The sequence below is a fragment of the Sphingorhabdus buctiana genome (assembly GCF_042680825.1).
GTDB lineage: Bacteria > Pseudomonadota > Alphaproteobacteria > Sphingomonadales > Sphingomonadaceae > Sphingorhabdus_B > Sphingorhabdus_B buctiana.
The window spans coordinates 23,873-41,112 of sequence record NZ_JBHUEL010000009.1; the positions used below are offsets into that span (position 1 = coordinate 23,873).

Below are 17,240 nucleotides of genomic sequence, written 5' to 3' on the forward strand. Positions count from 1 at the left end.
ATCGCACAAGTAAAGCGCGCCCACAATGACTGCGCCAATCATCTTTGCCGTCCCGAAGGGACGGATTCTCGACGAAGCCCTGCCGCTGATGCAGGCTGCCGGAATCGAGCCCGAAGCTGCCTTTTTCGACAAAGAAAGCCGCGCGCTGATGTTTGCCACCAACGATCCCGGTGTGCAGATAATCCGTGTGCGCGCATTCGACGTGGCAACCTTTGTCGCCCATGGCGCAGCGCAGGTCGGTATCGTCGGTTCAGACGTGATTGACGAGTTTGATTATTCGGAACTCTACGCCCCGGTGGACCTTGATATTGGCCATTGCCGCATCTCAGTTGCCGAGCCTACCGAACTTGCAGCGACCGACGATCCACGCAGTTGGAGCCATGTCCGCGTCGCAACCAAATATCCTAACCTGACCCGCAAGCATTTCGCTGCCCGCGGGGTGCAGGCGGAGTGCGTGAAGCTCAACGGTGCGATGGAAATCGCGCCTCTGCTTGGGTTATCCAGCCGTATTGTCGATCTCGTCTCGTCGGGTAAGACGCTCAAGGAAAATGGACTGGTAGAGGTCGAAAAGATTGCAGAAGTCTCGGCGCGGCTTGTTGCCAACCGGGCTGCTTTCAAGACCGATGCCCGTGTTTCCGAACTTGTCGAGAAATTCCGTGGGGCCGTCAGTGCTTAGACTTTCGATCAACCAACCCGATTTCGACCGGCAGTTTGACAAGCTGGTCAACGGCCGGCGCGAAGCCGAAGCCGATGTATCGGCGATTGTCGAGCAGACCATACGCGATGTGCGTGCGCGTGGCGATGTTGCCCTTCTTGAACTGACCGAGCGTTTCGACGGTTTCAGCCTGAGCGAACAGGGCTGGCAGATCAGTGCTGATGAATGCAAGGCGGCCTACAAGTCGCTGGCGCCTGAATTGCAAGACGCGCTCAAGCTCGCGGCGCAGCGGATCAAGGCCTATCACAAGGCGCAATTGCCCAAGGATCGCGACTATCAGGATAAGCAAGGTGTTCGCCTAGGTGCGCGCTGGGGTGCGGTCGATGCGGCCGGCGTCTACGTGCCCGGTGGTCGTGCGGCCTATCCCTCGTCGGTGTTGATGAACGCCATCCCGGCCAAGGTCGCCGGGGTGGGTCGTCTGGTGATGGTTACGCCCACGCCGCAGGGCGAGGTGAACCCCACCGTGATGGCAGCAGCCTATCTGGCCGGTGTTGACGAAATCTGGCGCCTTGGCGGCGCGCAGGCGATTGCTGCCTTGGCTTATGGAACTGACAGGATTGCGCCCGTCGATGTCATAACCGGCCCCGGAAACGCATGGGTGGCAGAAGCCAAGCGCCAGCTCTATGGTGTGGTTGGCATCGACATGGTCGCTGGGCCTTCAGAAATTGTCGTCGTCGCCGATGGCAAGAACAAACCCGAATGGATCGCCGCAGATTTGCTGAGCCAAGCCGAGCATGATCCGACCAGCCAGTCGATCCTGTTCACCGACGATGCCGAATTTGCCGACAAGGTTTCAGCAGAAGTGGACAAGCAACTCGCGATTTTGGCGACGACCAAGGTGGCGACCGAAAGCTGGCAGTCCAACGGTGCGATTGTTGTCGTCGACAAACTTGAAACTGCGATGCCGCTCGTCAACCGACTGGCTGCAGAGCATCTCGAGCTTGCGGTGGATGACAAGCGTGCCGAACGTTTGTTTGAACTTGTCCGCCATGCCGGCTCGGTCTTCCTCGGGCGGATGACGCCCGAAGCGATTGGCGACTATGTGGCTGGACCCAACCATGTGCTGCCCACCGGCCGTCGCGCGCGTTTTTCGTCGGGCTTGTCGGTGCTCGATTTCATGAAGCGCACCAGCTTCATCGCGCTCGATAAAAAGGCATTGAAGGCAATCGGCCCGGCCGCTTTGGCGCTCGCCGAAGCCGAAGGCTTGCCCGCACACGCAGAAAGCGTGAGAAAGAGACTATGAACAAAGCCCGTTCCGCCGCCCGCCTCGCCGCCGTGCAGGCACTTTACCAGATGGATATGGAATCGATCGGGCTGGCACGCTTGCTGTCTGAATTCCACGCCCATCGCCTGGGTGCAGAGATTGAAGATGCGCAATATGCCGATGCGGACATCGACTTTTTTGATGACCTCGTCGCAGGCGTCGATGCGCGCCGGACCGAAATTGACGAACTGATCGAGGCCAAACTTGGTGACCAGTGGAAAATTGGCCGGCTCGACAAGACGATGCTGCAGCTTTTGAGGGCCGGAACTTATGAGCTTCTCGCGCGTGCCGATGTCCCCACCGCAGCAGTGATCGACGAGTATGTCGATGTCGCACACGCCTTTTTCGACAAGAAGGATGCCAAATTCGTCAACGGCCTGCTCGATGCCGTGGCGAAGGAGAAGCGGGGCTGACCGCTGAATCCACTTTCATTGAGATGATGCGCGCGCTGGCGCGCGATCCGGCGGCGCGGGGATTGCTCGACGATACGGCCGTGATCGAACTGGGGCAGGAAACACTTATCCTCACCCACGACATGATGGCCGAAGATGTACATTGGTTGCCTAAGGCAGATCCGGCTGATGTTGCCTGGAAACTGGTGTCGGTGAACCTGTCTGACCTTGCTGCAAAGGGTGCGCGGCCTTTGGGCGTGCTTTTGGGTTTCATGCTGGGCGATGGCGACTGGGATCGGCGTTTTGCACACGGACTCGGCCAAGCGCTTGCACATTATGGTGTCGCGCTGCTTGGTGGCGATACGGTTTCGAACAAGGGTGACAAACGATCGGTAGGGCTGACAGCGATCGGCGCAGCGACGCACCGCCCCGTTCCCGCCCGCAGCGGCGCACGAGCCGGCGATTTGCTTTATGTCACAGGCCATTTGGGTGATGCCCTTGCAGGATTTGAATTGATCGAGGCTGGGCTCGAGGCTCCGGATGAATTGGCCACAGCCTACAACCGTCCAGAGGCGAGGTTGAGCGAGGGGCAGGCGCTCTCCGCTTTAGTTACCGCGATGATGGATGTGTCGGACGGGCTGTTGCTAGATGCGGAACGAATGGCGCTAGCCAGCAAGGTCGAAATCCGTATCGATATCGACACCATCCCGCTCAGCATGGCCTATCGCAGGATGCGCGGGGATGGTGTTGACAGTCGGCTGCAAGCTGCCTCTTGGGGTGATGATTACCAGCTGCTCTTCACCCTGCCGGAAGATGTCCATCCTTCCGTAACGGCAACATGTGTTGGCGTGGTCAGCGAAGGTTCGGGGCTTGTCCTGTCGCACAAGGGCGAACGCCTGCCGCTTCCCGCATCGCTCGGTTATCAACATCATTGAATCAATTGGCCGAATCCTGCGGCTTTTAAGGGTTGCCTAAGGCCCCAAAGCACAGCATAGCAACGCGGCTTGCGCCTCATTCTATGGCGCGTTTGCAAAAAACAAAGTGGGATAAAGGGGGAAGGAATCTCCATGTCTTTGACATTAATCGCAATTATTTGCGGTGCCTTGGCTGTAGTTTACGGCTTCGTCACCAGCCGCCAGGTGCTCGGCGCCTCGGCCGGCAATGAGAAAATGCAGGAAATCGCTGGCGCAATCCAGGAAGGCGCGCAGGCCTATCTGGGCCGTCAGTATCGCACCATCGCCATGGTTGGCGTTGTCGTCGCGGTGCTGGTTGCGCTGTTTCTCAACGTCACATCGGCTGTCGGCTTCGTGATCGGCGCCGTGCTGTCGGGCGTTGCGGGTTATATCGGGATGAACATCTCGGTTCGCGCCAACGTTCGCACTGCGGCTGCGGCACAAACCGGCTTGCAGGCTGGCCTCACCATGGCGTTCCGCGCTGGTGCGATCACCGGCCTTCTGGTCGCTGGTCTCGCGCTGCTCGCAATTGCCGTGTTCTTCTATGTGTTGACCGAAGTGCAGGGCCAAGCGCCCAATGATCGCCTTGTGGTCGATGCGTTGGTTGCGCTGGCATTTGGTGCGTCGCTGATTTCGATCTTCGCGCGTCTCGGCGGTGGTATCTTCACCAAGGCTGCAGACGTCGGCGCCGACCTTGTCGGCAAGGTAGAAGCGGGCATCCCCGAAGACGATCCACGCAACCCGGCGGTTATCGCGGATAACGTTGGTGACAATGTCGGCGACTGCGCTGGCATGGCTGCCGACCTTTTCGAAACCTATGTCGTCACCGTTGGTGCCACCATGGTCCTCATCGCGCTCCTCGTGAAGGGCGCTGGCGATCTGCTGATGCCGTTGATGAGCCTGCCGCTGTTGATCGGCGGTGCGTGCATCCTGACCTCGATCCTTGGCACTTACTTCGTCCGTCTTGGCGGTTCGAACAATGTCATGGGCGCGATGTACAAGGGCTTCATCGTCACTGCGGTAGCCTCGATCCCGCTGATCTGGTTCGCAACCAGCTATGCATTGGGTGACATGAACGCGGTTATCGGCGCTGCCGAAGACGGCACGGGCGGCTTCACCGGTCGCATGCTGTTCTATTGCTCGCTGCTTGGCCTTGCCATCACCGGCATCATCATCTGGATCACCGAATATTACACGGGCACCAACTATCGCCCGGTACGTTCGATCGCCAAGGCCTCGGAAACCGGCCATGGCACCAACGTGATCCAGGGCCTGGCTATCAGCCTTGAAGCAACCGCACTGCCGACGCTGGTCATCTGCGCTGGCATCATCATCGCATTCCAGCTCGCTGGCCTGATCGGTATCGCGTTCGCCGCTACCGCAATGCTCGCACTTGCTGGCATGGTGGTTGCGCTCGACGCTTATGGTCCGGTGACCGACAATGCTGGCGGTATTGCCGAAATGGCTGGTCTTGATGACTCGGTTCGTGAAAAGACCGACCTTCTGGACGCTGTTGGCAACACCACCAAGGCTGTTACCAAGGGTTATGCCATCGGTTCGGCTGGTCTTGCTGCGCTCGTGCTGTTCGCAGCTTACACCACCGACCTTCGTGAGTTCTTCCCGAACCTCGAAGTCGATTTCGGCCTTGAAAACCCCTATGTCATCGTTGGTCTGCTGCTCGGCGCGCTCCTCCCGTACCTTTTCGGTGCGATGGGCATGACCGCGGTGGGCCGTGCGGCTGGCGACGTCGTCAAGGACGTGCGTGACCAGTTTGCGAACGACAAGGGCATCATGGCCGGCACCAGCCGTCCGAACTATGCCCGTACGGTCGACCTCGTCACCAAGGCGGCAATCAAGGAAATGATCATCCCGTCGCTGCTGCCGGTGCTTGCACCGATCGCGGTGTACTTTGTGATCACTGCCGTTGCCGGCCAAGCCAACGGCTTTGCCGCGCTTGGCGCTCTGCTGCTTGGTGTGATCGTCGGCGGTCTCTTCGTCGCTCTCTCGATGACCTCGGGCGGCGGTGCTTGGGACAATGCCAAGAAGTATATCGAAGACGGCAATCATGGCGGCAAGGGCAGCGAAGCCCACAAGGCTGCCGTGACCGGCGATACTGTTGGCGATCCCTATAAGGATACAGCCGGCCCCGCCGTGAATCCGATGATCAAGATCACCAATATCGTCGCGCTGCTGCTGCTCGCAGCCCTTGCGCACGGCACTGTCTGATCTGACATCCAACCGAAAAAGAAAGACCCCGCCGGAGCGATCCGGCGGGGTTTTCTTTTGGGCGAAACCCGGAGCAGCGAAAAACTGCGATGCAATTCAAAGGCTACTTGCAGCTTGGGCTTTCGCTGATATTCCTAGCGGCCTCTTGCAAAAACACGGGGGAGCTTGCTTTCGATGAATTCTGGGACTTCGTTTTTGATTGGTGCCGCATTGCTCTTGGGAACAGCATTGCCTGCGACTGCAGCGTCAGCCCAATCGGATAAAGCGGTCGCGACCGGGGAGAAGTCTGATCGGATTGCAACGGAAAAGTTTGGCCGCCGTCCTTTCATGCAGCAACCTCGCTTGTCACCAGACGGCACCAAGATCGCGGTCCGAATGGGTAACAAAGGGATCGATTATCTCGGTATCATCGATTTGACCAAGCCCGGTTCAAAGCCGGAGTTTTTTGCCCGCGTTGAAGAATTCAAGGACGTCGGAGATCGCACCTTGGCCCAATGGCGTTGGATAGGTGATCGTACGGTCGTGATGACCTATGCATCACGCGAAAACATTTACGGCACCCGCGCTGACCTGACGCGCTTGGTGGCATATGATCTGGAATCGAAAAAGCTGATCCCACTGGCATGGGAAGATACATCGGTCAGCGGTGCCAATATCCTGCATGTGAACCATGATAGTGAGACGTTGCTGTTGCAACGGACGTCGTTCGAGAATGACCAGCGTGCATTCATGCCGGAAGTGGTATCGGTGAATGTCAGGGATGGCGCGGTTAAGGTGATAATGCGACCCAATCCCGTGGTCGGGAACTGGATCGTGGACGGCAAAGGCGTTGTCCGGGCCTCGGTTGGCTATGATCGGGATAATGGCAAGACCCGCATCATGTATCGCTCTGGCGACAAAGGTTATCTGGAAACGGTCTATAATGAAGCAGACAGGACTTTCTCCCTGTCTGAAGCCTATCCGCAAATCTTCCTCGACGAACCTGATATGGCTTTGGGAACCAACAACAAAGACGGCTTCAACAAGGTCTACAAGTTCAACATGAAAACCATGGAGCCTGTTGGCGGCCCCATTTTCGAAGTATCCGGCTATGATGTAGGTGACCTGATTGAAAATCAGGACGGGAACAGGTTGATGGGGATCAACTATGTTTCGGACAGGCCGCGTACCAAGTGGCTCGACAAGCGCATGGCCACGATCCAGAAATTCCTCGATGAAGAATTTGGCGAGGCTAATGCTCAGATATTCTCGTCGAACCGTGATTACACCAAATTGCTGATAAATCTGGGCGGTCCTGACCAGGCTGGCTCGATTTACCTCTATGATGTTCAAAGCGGCGATTTCCAGCTGTTGGGGCATCGCTATGCAGCATTGCGGGATATGAAACTCAATCCGATGAAAACCATCCGCTACAAAGCTAGCGACGGCGAAACAATCGAGGCATTTTTGACGATGCCACGCCACCGTCCCAATGCCAAAAAATTGCCGATGGTCATGATTACCCATGGCGGACCTTTCGGCCCGCGCGACATGCTGAGTTTTGATGTGTGGGCACAAGCCATCGCCGAAATGGGCTATGTTGTGGTTCAGCCGAATTACCGCGGTTCGGGTGGTTATGGTCGTGAATGGATCAAGAAGGGCCGCGACAACGGCTTTGGTCTACGCATGCAGGACGATCTGAACGATGCAGTCGATCATCTCGCCAATGAAGGGATCGTCGATCCTAAGCGCGTATGCATGATGGGCTGGTCGTATGGGGGATATGCGTCAGCACGTGCAGCACAGCGCGATCCCGATAGGTGGCGCTGTACCATTGCCGGGGCGGGTGTTTACGATCTGCCGGAAATGCGCAAATATGATGTCAGCTATCTTGGTTCGTTCGGTTCCAATTATCTCGCCAAAGGTGCGGCTGAATTGACCGATGTATCGCCAGCTCGGAATGCGAAGGGCAAATGGTCTCCAATTCTGATCGTGCATGGTGCGCGAGACCAACGCGTGCCCGTTGCCCAAGCCAAACTGCTAGTAAATGCTTTGAAGGCAGCCGGGAAAAAGCAGGGCGTCGATTTCGAATATGTCGAGCAAAAGGAAAACACGCACAATTTCCCGTTCGAAGCCGACCAGATAGAATGGCTTGAATCGGCCGAAAAATGGCTCGCTAAGCACAATCCCGCATATGTTGAAAGCGATGCGGACAAACCAGTACCGGTTGCAATTTCGAGTAAATAACGACCCGGTTCATTACTGACTTTGTGTTAGCACAATTTTTGCGACTATTTGTTATACATGACGAGTGGAACCAGCTCTGTCAGACCAGCGACAGGCACGATCGACCGTCGATGTCCCGATAAATCCTGTCCTTGAAGGGGCAGGGGGAGGTGGCGTTCGTCGTGGTTCCACCACCTTCATGACGATACAGCAGGCGATCGCCGATCCGGTGATTTCGCAAAGCTGGTCTAAACTTGCCAACCTTGCAATTGAGCCAAACCCCTTTGCCGAGCCATGGTACCAGGCGGCTGCTGTGCAGTCGCTTGCGCCCAATTCCACACGGCAAATTGCAGCCTGTTGGGAAGGGGAATCGCTTCTGGGCCTTATTCCGTTAATGCGTTCTAATACCTATGCTGGTCTGCCCTTGGCGCATTTGCAAAATTGGGTGAACCACAATGCCTTCCTAGGCTCGCCTCTGGTTGCAAAAGGCCGTGAACGGGATTTCTGGCACGGCCTGCTTTCGGCGCTGGATAATGGCCGAGACCGTGCATTCTTTCTACACCTCACCGCCATGCGCCTCGATGGTCCAGTGGCTGTCGCGCTGGAGCAGATATGCAACACACAGGGACGGCGCTTCGCAATTTTCCAGCGCGAAGAACGCGCATTGTTGGAACATGGCCTGTCGCCCGAAGCTTATCTCGAAGCCAATGTACGGGGAAAGAAGCGCAAGGAATTGCGTCGTCAGCAGAGCCGCCTTACCGAATTGGGTGAAATTAGCTTTGAACGCAGTTTTGGGGATGCCGGGCTTGCCGATTGGATTGAGGAATTCCTCGCGCTTGAACGGCGTGGCTGGAAGGGTTTCAATGGCTCTGCGCTCGACTGCGCCAAGGAAACACGCGAGCTGTTCCGAAACGCCCTCTTTGGAGCGGCCAAGGAACGTAAACTCGAATTGCTTGCGCTGCGCATTGATGGACGCGCTATTGCAATGCTGGTCAATTTCATCACACCGCCTGGCGCCTTCTCCTTCAAGACGGCATTTGACGAAGACTATGCGCGTTTTTCGCCCGGCGTGTTGTTGCAGATCCACAATCTTGCGCTTTTGGAGCGTGAAGACATTGCCTGGTGTGACAGTTGTGCGGCGCAGAACCATCCGATGATTGACAGCATCTGGTCGGGCCGCCGCAGTATAGGGCGCTATTCGATCGCAATTGGTGGACCTATCAAGCGTGCCGCCTTCACCGCCCTGCTGGCGGCCGAACAGGCCAAAGGGCGCCTGCGCCGAGTGACCAAGAGAAATACAAACCAAAACAATGGGAAATCAGGATGACCCAGATTTTCGATGCAGAGAACCGCGCTATTTTTGCGCAAAATTATCCCGAAACCCCGCATCGGTTGCGGCACAATCTGCGCGACCATCCCTTGCTGGCGCTCGACGCATTGGCGCAGCTTGGCGAAAGCCTCCCCGCAGCGTCGGTTGAGTATAACAGGGGCGATTTGCCGACTGGTGTTGATCCAAATTCGGATATCGCCAACGGCCTGTCGATCGGGGATACGATCCGCACGGTGGATATTTGCCGCAGCTGGGCCGTTCTTAAAAATATCGAACAAGTGCCCGAATACCGTACGCTGCTGCTGGATTTGCTGGGTGAGCTCAAGCCCATCATCGAACGCAGGACAGGCGCGATGCTGATGCCGCAGGGCTTTATTTTCGTTTCATCGCCCGATGCAGTCACGCCCTATCATTTCGATCCGGAGCACAACATCCTGCTGCAACTGAAGGGCAGCAAGACGATGACGCAATTTCCTGCGGGCGATCCCGCTTATGCGCCCGACGAAACGCACGAAGCCTATCACACCGGCGGGCATCGCAACCTAGTTTGGCGTGAGGAGCTTGCTTGCGGCGCCACTGATTGGACGTTGGAGCCCGGGCAAGCCGTGTTCGTCCCGGTCATGGCACCGCACCATGTGAAGGTCGGGCCCGATCCTTCGATTTCGCTGTCGATCACCTGGCGCAGCGATTGGAGCTATGCAGAGGCGGACGCGCGTGCATTCAACAGCGTGTTACGCAAGTCAGGCCTGCGCCCGCGCGCTCCCGGACGTTACCCGGCTCGGAACAAGGCCAAAGCCTTTGCCTGGCGGGTCATCCGAAAGCTGCGCCGCGCTGGCTAGAACCGCTTGCGGAAGCTCAATTCGAATACCCGGCCCTGCGGATCAAGGAAACCGCGCTGATAGCTCAGAGGTGTATCGCCATTGCGGTCGCGCACCTTGATATAATCGTTGAGCACATTCTGGACGCGGAACGCAACACGGCTGCCTTTGAGGAAGGGAACCTTCTTGGTCAAATCGCCGCGCTGGTCGAGGCTGACGAACAGGAAGCTGTTGAGGCTGAACTGGTCACTGAAGAAAAGGTCGCTGCTGCCGGGAAGGCCAGTGCCGTCGGCGCGCGTCGCCCCGCGATAGCTACCCTCAAAGCGCAGGCCCATGCCCTTGTGGAACACGCCGCCATTGAGTGACAGTTCGTGACGCGGCGATCCACCAAGACTGCTGGTCGCGGAGCCATCGAGCAAGTCGAGTACGGGCACGCCCGGAGCGATCAGTATCTCATCCTGCAAGCGATAGGTGTGGTACAGCGCAATTTGCCACCGGCTCGGCGGCCCACCGCCAGGCATCATGCCCATGGGGCCACGTCCGCCGCCCGGGCCACCTGCGCCGGGTCCGCGCCCGCCGCCGGGGCGCCCGGCGCTTGGTCCACGCTGCGGCTGGCTACCGATGGGGCCCGACATGTTGAAACCCCAGCGGATGCGCTGCGAACGCTCCTCGGCGAAGTTTACCGGGCGTTGATCAAGGCGGACCAGCTGGCCATTGCTATCGCGCGTTACGCGGCCGGGAAATGCTGCTTCGATTTCGGGCGTCAACAAGGGGAAGGAGGCCGTCGTATCCTCGCTCTTGTTCTTGAAATACTCGACCTGAAGACTGAAGCCTTCGAGGAATTTGGGTGCCCAATCGAGACCGATTTTCAAATCTTTCCGGCTTTCCGCCACCAAGGCGGGATTGCCGCCCGTGACCAGATCGATGAAGCGGCTCTCACCGCGCACAAAATCATAATAGGCCACATTGGGGGTGACGATCGTTGGGTTTCCTAACTGGCCAAGACCGGGGGCATTTTCGTCTCCGATAATCGACGCGGAGAGCGAAAGACCTTCGATGGGTGACCAGCGTAGGCCCGCGCCATATTCGATCAGCGTGCCGAAATCGGAGAGGTCGGAGAAACCCATATTTCCGTTGACCGAGAAGTCGCCAATCCCGCCCAGTGCGCCAACGCCGCGTTCCACGATCGGCACTTCGATATTGACCGCGCTGTTGATGTTATCGCGATCAAGCGCGACTGCAGAAACAATGCCGCGGCGATAGGTGCTGCTGTCAATTGTCTGGCGATCGAAACCATTACGTATGGTGACCTGCACTTCGCCCGATGGAAGTTCAAACAGGGTGCCGGAAAGGGTGCTGCGAAGCGACATTGTGCCAGTTTGGCTGTCCGCTGTGTCGGGTGCGACAAATAGCAGGTTGCTGCCCAGATCGGGTGCGAAGGGGTTGATCGTTCCCGCTGATATTCCGGCACGCAATTCGGTGTAATCGCCGTTGGTCTGGGTGACGGTTTCGGTATCGACCAGCGTATAGTCGCCGGTCAGCGCCAGTCGCCAGTCGCCCAGCAAGGTGTTGAACGAAAGGCCGCCCTGCGCCGTCTTGGTCGATACGTCGCGCGTCAACGGACGTGGATTGCCAAAATAGCGGTTGAGCACGACGTCGGTTGCAAAGGGTGAAAAGGGATTCGAATCCGGAACCAGGATGCTGGCGAAAGGCAGCCCGAGCAGGCTTTTACGGTCTTCCACCTCGAACCTGCCATTGATGGAGAGGTTGGTTTGCGGACCCAGTACCTTGCTCCATGTCGCGTTGGTCGAAAAACGCTGTGAGCTTGGCTGCAACGTGCGGAACGCGCCGATATCGCCTGGGGCCGCATTGTTGGCGTTGGAGGCAAAGCCAGCCAGCGTCGGATTGGCTGGTACGGCGGCAATCGTGACAGTGCGGCCGGCAAGCGCGCTCAGCGCCGGGTCGATCTCTCCGCTTGCACCAACTCCGGTGACATTACCGGCCAAGGCAAATGGTGCAGCTGCATTGCTCGGCAGGATTGCGCGTTCGTCTTCAGTGATCCGGCTGCTGCTTTCAAACTCGGTATCGATATTGAGCCGGTTGTTGGTTCCGATGCGGGTGAAGGTAGCTTCAAATTCCTTGGTGGTGAAACCGCCCTTTTCCGGCATTTCGAAATCATGCTCGACGTTGAACGAGGCGAAATCGGGCTTTAGGATGAAGTTGACGACGCGTTGATCTGGGCGGAAGCCGTATTTCAGCGCCACTTCCTCAGGGAAAATCTGCACCTGGCGGATCGCTTCGGGGGGGAGGTCGCGCAGCTCGCGGAAACTGGATACACGCTGGCCGTTCAATAGGATGACCGGCGGTCCACCGCCACCCCGTCCTCGGCCTGATCCGGCCTGCGGCGCGACCGCAGCCAATAGATCGTTGATCGACGATGCGCCGATCGCCGCAATGTCATTTTCGGACAGTTCATCGATCGGCGGTGCATCGGTGTCGATAGATCCGGGAAGGCGCGTGGCCGTGACGATGATATCGGGTGTGGCCGCGACGTCATCGACAACTTCAGCTTCTGGTGCAACTGCTTGCCCCTGGCCTTCGCCAGCACCGGCTTCATTGGCGGCGATTGCCGAAATCGGGGCGGTGATGCTCAAGGCAACAAGGCTGGCAGAGAAAAATGAAATGCGGGGAGAGGGCATTTGACTGGTTCCGTTATGTTTTTGTTACGGCGCCTTTATCGCAATCGCCTGTCGCAGGCACAGCCTTAACATGTCATAATTTGTCGCAGCTATCGGGCAAAAAGCCCGTAATCTTCAACAAACGACGTCTCACTGCATGCTCTTCCCTTTTTGTGACAAAAGGCCTAAGGGCGCTCGCAACCCAACCAACTGCATGACACAGGGGCCGAATGGCAAAAGAAGAACTTATCGAAATGCGCGGAACCGTGCGCGAGTTGCTGCCCAACGCAATGTTCCGCGTTGAACTCGAAAACGGCCATGAAATACTCGGCCACACAGCCGGCAAGATGCGCAAGAACCGCATCCGCGTCCTCGTCGGTGACGAGGTGTTGTGTGAGATGACCCCTTATGATCTGACCAAAGGCCGGATCACATATCGCTTCAAATAAGGCGGCCGCCCTTGCGGCTTGTTCTTGCTTCTTCTTCACCCCGCCGTCGCGATCTTCTTGCGCGTATCGGGGTGGTGCCCGATCGCATTGCATCCCCTGATATTGATGAAAGCCCGCGCAAGGGGGAAATCGCGCGGGTGTACGCGCTGCGTATGGCGGTGGAAAAGGCGCAGGCCGTTGCGCGTGAGGCAGACGAAATCATCGTTGCAGGCGACACCACCGTCGCAGTGGGCAGGCGGATTTTGCCGCAAGCGGCCGACGCAGACATGCAACGCGGCTTCCTTGAGCTGCTGAGCGGACGCCGCCATCATGTCTGGAGCGCGGTGTGCGTGATAGACGCAAATGGGCGTGCGCGAAGCCGCATCAGCGATAGCATTGTGCGCTTCAAGCGGTTAAGCCCTGCCGAAATCGAAGCATATATCACCAGCGGCGAAGGCCTCGGCAAGGCAGGCGGATATGCCATTCAGGGCAGGGCAGAGGCTTTGATCGACTGGATGGCGGGCAGCCATTCGGGCGTGGTTGGCCTGCCATTATATGAAACGCGCGCTTTGCTGCGGGCTTCGGGTTATCCAGTCGAATGAAACAAACCCTTTTATGGGATGAATGCCCCGGCGAAGTGCGGGCAGGCTTGCTGAAAGATGGAAAACTGGTCGAGCTGCGGATCTTCAGGCCGCAAGCCTCTTCATTGGTGCCGACGACAATCTACACTGCCCGGATCAAGCAGCGGCTGGGCGGTGGCAAGGCGATTGTCGATCTGGGCAGTTTGATCGAAGCCCAACTGGAAAATGCACCCGATATGCCAGAAGGGCATTTGCTGGCGGTCGAGCTGGTCCGCTCGGCAATTCCGGAGCCGGGGCGTTGGAAGTTGCCCTTGGTGCGAACGGCACCCGACGTTTCGGCGCAATCGACGGTCGGCCTGCATCCAGGGCAGGAACCCCGAAAATGGTTCGTGGCGCGGATGCTGGTATCGGTTGACGAAGTAGTGTGTGCTAACGCCAATGTGGCCCGCGACCTGCGTTCCGATATTGCGGATGAAGGCCTGCGCATTTCAATCGACCCCGAACGTATCGAACAGGCCGATCTCGACAGCCTTGTCGAAAGCGCTGTGAGCGGTGAATTTGCGATCGACGGCGGTGTCGTTTCAATCGAGCGGACACGTGCGATGACCATGATCGATATCGATGGCAGCGGCGATCCGGTTGCGCTCAATCTCGCGGCGGCTCGCGAAATTCCTCGGCTGCTGCGCTTGCTGGACATTGGCGGGCAGGTGGGCATCGATTTCCTGGCTATGCCTGATCGCGCGGCGCGCCAGAATCTCGATTCTGCTCTTGCAACTGCTTGCGTGCATCTGGGGCCGCACGAACGCACTGCTGCCAATGGCTTCGGCTTTGTGCAAATCATTCGTCCACGACACGGTCCGTCGGCCCCCGAAATCCTGTGCGGCATCACACCCGGGCGCCTCTCGGTCGAGAGCAAGGCGGTGGCGCTGCTACGTGCTGCAACGCGATCGCATGGCCATGGAAAACGACGCCTGGTTGCCACCCCTGCGGTAATCGACAAACTGCAAGGATGGCTGAGCGAAATCCAAAAACTGCGCAAAATCCTTGGGACGGAAATAGAGCTGGTTCCCGACTCATCGGCCACAGGCTATGGCCATGTCCATGTCAGCCACATCTAAGACCGCCAAATGCCCGCTGTGCGGCAAGCCTGAAAGCCCCGAGCATAAGCCCTTTTGCAGCAAGGGATGCAAAGATCGCGACCTGTTGCAGTGGCTCGGTGAAGGTTATCGGTTCAAAGGACCGCCTGCCGACCCTGATTTCCCCGAAGAGGTATGAATTTGGGGCTGGACAAGGCCCCTTTGCCCTGCCTATAGGCGGCGCTCCAAAACGCGGTGAACCGATGGATTCACTGCATATGCCTCGGTAGCTCAGTTGGTAGAGCAGCGGATTGAAAATCCGCGTGTCGGTGGTTCGAATCCGCCCCGAGGCACCACTATCCCTTAAACCAGAAATCCAGATTATCCGCGCTGATGCGGGACTGTTTTTGCATCCGCCGAACGCCGGGAAGCGACTGCGTGCGGTTTTGCGCTCGGATGAATCATCGGTTCGGTCGGCTAGGCTTGCGGATTTACCGTTTGCCGCTCATGACTGTAGTTCATGAGCACCTTCATCCGATTGGACAGTGCGGGCTGCACCGCAATTTGGGAAACGAGTGACAGTGAAGCGCCCTTGTGGCGCTATTGGGGGCCGCGTTTGTCGGATGGGGTGCTGCCTCCAGAACAGTTGCGTGAAACGCGTACCGAACCGACTTTCTCGCTCCATTTTGACCAGCCGCTATCGATCTTCCCGGTATTGGGGATGGGCTGGTTCGGGCAGACGGCCTTGCTCGCCCATCGAGATGGCGCGGATTGGGCGCATGCGATCACGCGATGCGAAGTTGAATCCGTCGATCATGGTGTCATCTTCCATCTTCACGATGATGTCGCGCGGCTGTTTATAGCCATCCACGCGACCCTCGATCCAGAAACAGACGTGCTTCGCTTGTCGACGAAGCTGCGTAACGATGGCGAAACGACGCTGGATATCCAGTCTCTCGCCGCCGGAAATCTGCCCCTGCCGGACAATGCACAGTCGGTCCGGTCGTTCGGGGGGCGGCATAATGGTGAATTTGTTCCGATCGACGATGTTTTGTCGCGATCCTTGTGGCGACGGGAAAATCGGCGTGGGCTGACATCACATGATTGCTTCCCCGGCGCCGTTGTCACGTGCAGCGACGGCGTTGCTTTTGGCGCGCAGCTCGCTTGGTCAGGAAACCATTTCCAGCAAATCGAGTGGATCGATGATGGCCGTTGGCACTGGCAATTCGGGGAATGGCTTGCGCCTGGTGAGGTGCGGCTGGATGCGGGTGAAAGCATAGATACACCCGATATGCTTGCCACCTGCAGTGCTGAAGGTGCCGACGGCGTGGCTTGGGCGTTCCATCGCGAGATACGCAAAGGCGTCCAGTGGCCGGGTGGCGCGATGAAGCCACGCCCCGTGCACCTGAACACCTGGGAAGGCTTCTATTTTGATCATGATCTGGACGCGCTCAGGCAGCTGGCAGATGCTGCTGCCGAGATCGGTGTGGAGCGTTTCGTGCTCGACGATGGCTGGTTCCATGGTCGCAATGACGACACCAGTTCATTGGGCGATTGGTGGCCCGACCAGCAGAAATATCCGGATGGCGTGGCACCGCTTGCAACGCATGTGACGGGCTTGGGTATGGAATTTGGTTTGTGGATCGAACCTGAGATGGTCAATCCCGACAGCGACCTGTTTCGTGCGCATCCTGACTGGGTTCTGCAAATATCCGGCCGGCCTTTGCTGACGGCGCGCAACCAGTTGGTGCTCGATATGCGGAAGGAAGAAGTCCGCGATTATTTGTATGGCCAGATTGCGCAGCTGCTTGAAACGCTGCCAATTTCCTACCTCAAATGGGATCATAACCGCGATTTGACCCATGCGGGCAATCATGCCGGCTATCGTGAACAGACATTGGGGGCCTATGCCCTGTTCCGGCGCTTCAGAGAGGCCTTTCCGGATGTGGAGATTGAGGCCTGCGCGGGCGGTGGCGGGCGGATTGATGCCGGCATCTCGCGCTTCACGCACCGTTTCTGGACCAGTGACAATATCGATGCCGTCTCGCGTGGTTCGATCCAGCGCGGCTTTCTGCAGTTCATGCCACCCGAACTTATGGGTTCGCACGTTGGGGCATCCCCGGCGCATGGCACAGGCCGCAGGCAATCAATGGCGTTTCGCAGCTCCGTGGCGCGGGCAGGGCATTTGGGAATCGAATTCGACCTGCGCAAGATTTCAGACAAGGACAAGGCGCGGCTCGCACAGAGCATTGCGGACTATAAGCACAGCCGCGACCTTATCCACCAAGGCCGATGCTGGACAGGTGATGCAGCAGATGGCGTTTCGTGGACTGCATTCGGCGATCCTTCCGACCTGATGGTGCAAGTGCTGCGCGTATCCGCGCCGACTTTCCGTTTCCCGCCGCCGTTGCGCTTGCCGATGGTGCATCGCGACCGGAATTACCGGATAGACATCAATGGTCAGTCTGGAACGACCATGCAAGGGGAATGGATCACCAGATCGGGTTTGCCCTTGCCCCGGATGAACGCAGAAACCGCCTTGTGGATCAGCCTGAAGGCAGAGTGAGCCGCGCG

At 58.0% G+C, this 17,240-nt stretch carries 14 protein-coding genes and 1 tRNA gene; 14 read left to right on the plus strand and 1 reads right to left on the minus strand.

What is annotated here, in order from left to right:
- The first annotated feature begins 25 nt into the window (after positions 1–25).
- From hisG to ACFSAG_RS09965, 8 genes are all read left to right on the plus strand, one after another.
- Positions 26–676 (plus strand): ATP phosphoribosyltransferase, encoded by a 651-nt coding sequence (gene hisG / locus ACFSAG_RS09930; RefSeq protein ID WP_381514191.1) that lies wholly within the window; start codon positions 26–28, stop codon positions 674–676.
- A complete protein-coding gene (gene hisD, locus ACFSAG_RS09935; protein WP_374614610.1) occupies positions 624–1,958 on the plus strand; it encodes a histidinol dehydrogenase in 1,335 nt (444 codons plus the stop codon). Before hisG ends, hisD begins: the two co-directional genes overlap by 53 nt.
- Positions 1,955–2,392 (plus strand): transcription antitermination factor NusB, encoded by a 438-nt coding sequence (gene nusB, locus ACFSAG_RS09940; protein ID WP_374614609.1) that lies wholly within the window; start codon positions 1,955–1,957, stop codon positions 2,390–2,392. The genes hisD and nusB overlap by 4 nt, the downstream gene beginning before the upstream one ends.
- Positions 2,389–3,306 (plus strand): thiamine-phosphate kinase, encoded by a 918-nt coding sequence (thiL, locus tag ACFSAG_RS09945; protein ID WP_381514517.1) that lies wholly within the window; start codon positions 2,389–2,391, stop codon positions 3,304–3,306. Before nusB ends, thiL begins: the two co-directional genes overlap by 4 nt.
- Positions 3,307–3,438: 132 nt before the next feature.
- The gene (locus ACFSAG_RS09950; RefSeq protein WP_381514194.1) at positions 3,439–5,550 is read left to right on the plus strand and encodes a sodium-translocating pyrophosphatase; all 2,112 of its coding nucleotides are present in this window, start codon (positions 3,439–3,441) and stop codon (positions 5,548–5,550) included.
- A 327-nt stretch (positions 5,551–5,877) separates the two neighbouring features.
- A complete protein-coding gene (locus ACFSAG_RS09955; RefSeq protein ID WP_381514197.1) occupies positions 5,878–7,776 on the plus strand; it encodes an alpha/beta hydrolase family protein in 1,899 nt (632 codons plus the stop codon).
- Positions 7,777–7,840: 64 nt separating this feature from the next.
- On the plus strand, positions 7,841–9,082 hold the full coding sequence (locus tag ACFSAG_RS09960) for a GNAT family N-acetyltransferase (RefSeq protein ID WP_381514200.1): 1,242 nt from the start codon (positions 7,841–7,843) through the stop codon (positions 9,080–9,082).
- Entirely contained in the window at positions 9,079–9,924 is an 846-nt protein-coding gene (locus ACFSAG_RS09965) for a transcriptional regulator (RefSeq protein WP_381514202.1), read from the plus strand. The genes ACFSAG_RS09960 and ACFSAG_RS09965 overlap by 4 nt, the downstream gene beginning before the upstream one ends.
- Here the strand turns inward: ACFSAG_RS09965 and ACFSAG_RS09970 are convergent.
- Positions 9,921–12,602, minus strand: a complete 2,682-nt coding sequence (locus ACFSAG_RS09970) for a TonB-dependent receptor (RefSeq protein WP_381514205.1) — start codon at positions 12,600–12,602, stop codon at positions 9,921–9,923. The two genes, ACFSAG_RS09965 and ACFSAG_RS09970, sit on opposite strands and share 4 nt — an antisense overlap.
- A gap of 209 nt (positions 12,603–12,811) precedes the next feature.
- On the opposite strand from ACFSAG_RS09970, the gene infA reads away from it, so the two are divergent.
- From infA to ACFSAG_RS10000, 6 genes are all read left to right on the plus strand, one after another.
- Positions 12,812–13,030 (plus strand): translation initiation factor IF-1, encoded by a 219-nt coding sequence (gene infA / locus ACFSAG_RS09975; protein ID WP_349023565.1) that lies wholly within the window; start codon positions 12,812–12,814, stop codon positions 13,028–13,030.
- 11 nt (positions 13,031–13,041) lie between these two features.
- Positions 13,042–13,611 (plus strand): Maf family protein, encoded by a 570-nt coding sequence (locus ACFSAG_RS09980; protein WP_381514209.1) that lies wholly within the window; start codon positions 13,042–13,044, stop codon positions 13,609–13,611.
- The gene (locus ACFSAG_RS09985) at positions 13,608–14,708 is read left to right on the plus strand and encodes a ribonuclease E/G (protein ID WP_381514212.1); all 1,101 of its coding nucleotides are present in this window, start codon (positions 13,608–13,610) and stop codon (positions 14,706–14,708) included. The genes ACFSAG_RS09980 and ACFSAG_RS09985 overlap by 4 nt, the downstream gene beginning before the upstream one ends.
- The gene (locus ACFSAG_RS09990; RefSeq protein ID WP_381514215.1) at positions 14,686–14,865 is read left to right on the plus strand and encodes a DNA gyrase inhibitor YacG; all 180 of its coding nucleotides are present in this window, start codon (positions 14,686–14,688) and stop codon (positions 14,863–14,865) included. The genes ACFSAG_RS09985 and ACFSAG_RS09990 overlap by 23 nt, the downstream gene beginning before the upstream one ends.
- An 81-nt stretch (positions 14,866–14,946) precedes the next feature.
- A tRNA-Phe gene (locus ACFSAG_RS09995) sits at positions 14,947–15,022 on the plus strand.
- A gap of 164 nt (positions 15,023–15,186) precedes the next feature.
- The gene (locus ACFSAG_RS10000; RefSeq protein ID WP_381514218.1) at positions 15,187–17,232 is read left to right on the plus strand and encodes an alpha-galactosidase; all 2,046 of its coding nucleotides are present in this window, start codon (positions 15,187–15,189) and stop codon (positions 17,230–17,232) included.
- The last annotated feature ends 8 nt before the right edge of the window (positions 17,233–17,240 follow it).

Coding starts and splice junctions, on each gene's coding strand:
- hisG (WP_381514191.1), top strand. CDS start 26: ATGACTGCGCCAATCATCTTTGCCGTCCCGAAGGGACGGATTCTCGAC.
- hisD (WP_374614610.1), top strand. CDS start 624: ATGCCCGTGTTTCCGAACTTGTCGAGAAATTCCGTGGGGCCGTCAGTG.
- nusB (WP_374614609.1), top strand. CDS start 1,955: ATGAACAAAGCCCGTTCCGCCGCCCGCCTCGCCGCCGTGCAGGCACTT.
- ACFSAG_RS09950 (WP_381514194.1), top strand. CDS start 3,439: ATGTCTTTGACATTAATCGCAATTATTTGCGGTGCCTTGGCTGTAGTT.
- ACFSAG_RS09955 (WP_381514197.1), top strand. CDS start 5,878: ATGCAGCAACCTCGCTTGTCACCAGACGGCACCAAGATCGCGGTCCGA.
- ACFSAG_RS09965 (WP_381514202.1), top strand. CDS start 9,079: ATGACCCAGATTTTCGATGCAGAGAACCGCGCTATTTTTGCGCAAAAT.
- ACFSAG_RS09970 (WP_381514205.1), bottom strand. CDS start 12,602: ATGCCCTCTCCCCGCATTTCATTTTTCTCTGCCAGCCTTGTTGCCTTG.
- infA (WP_349023565.1), top strand. CDS start 12,812: ATGGCAAAAGAAGAACTTATCGAAATGCGCGGAACCGTGCGCGAGTTG.
- ACFSAG_RS09985 (WP_381514212.1), top strand. CDS start 13,608: ATGAAACAAACCCTTTTATGGGATGAATGCCCCGGCGAAGTGCGGGCA.
- ACFSAG_RS09990 (WP_381514215.1), top strand. CDS start 14,686: ATGTCCATGTCAGCCACATCTAAGACCGCCAAATGCCCGCTGTGCGGC.
- ACFSAG_RS10000 (WP_381514218.1), top strand. CDS start 15,187: ATGAGCACCTTCATCCGATTGGACAGTGCGGGCTGCACCGCAATTTGG.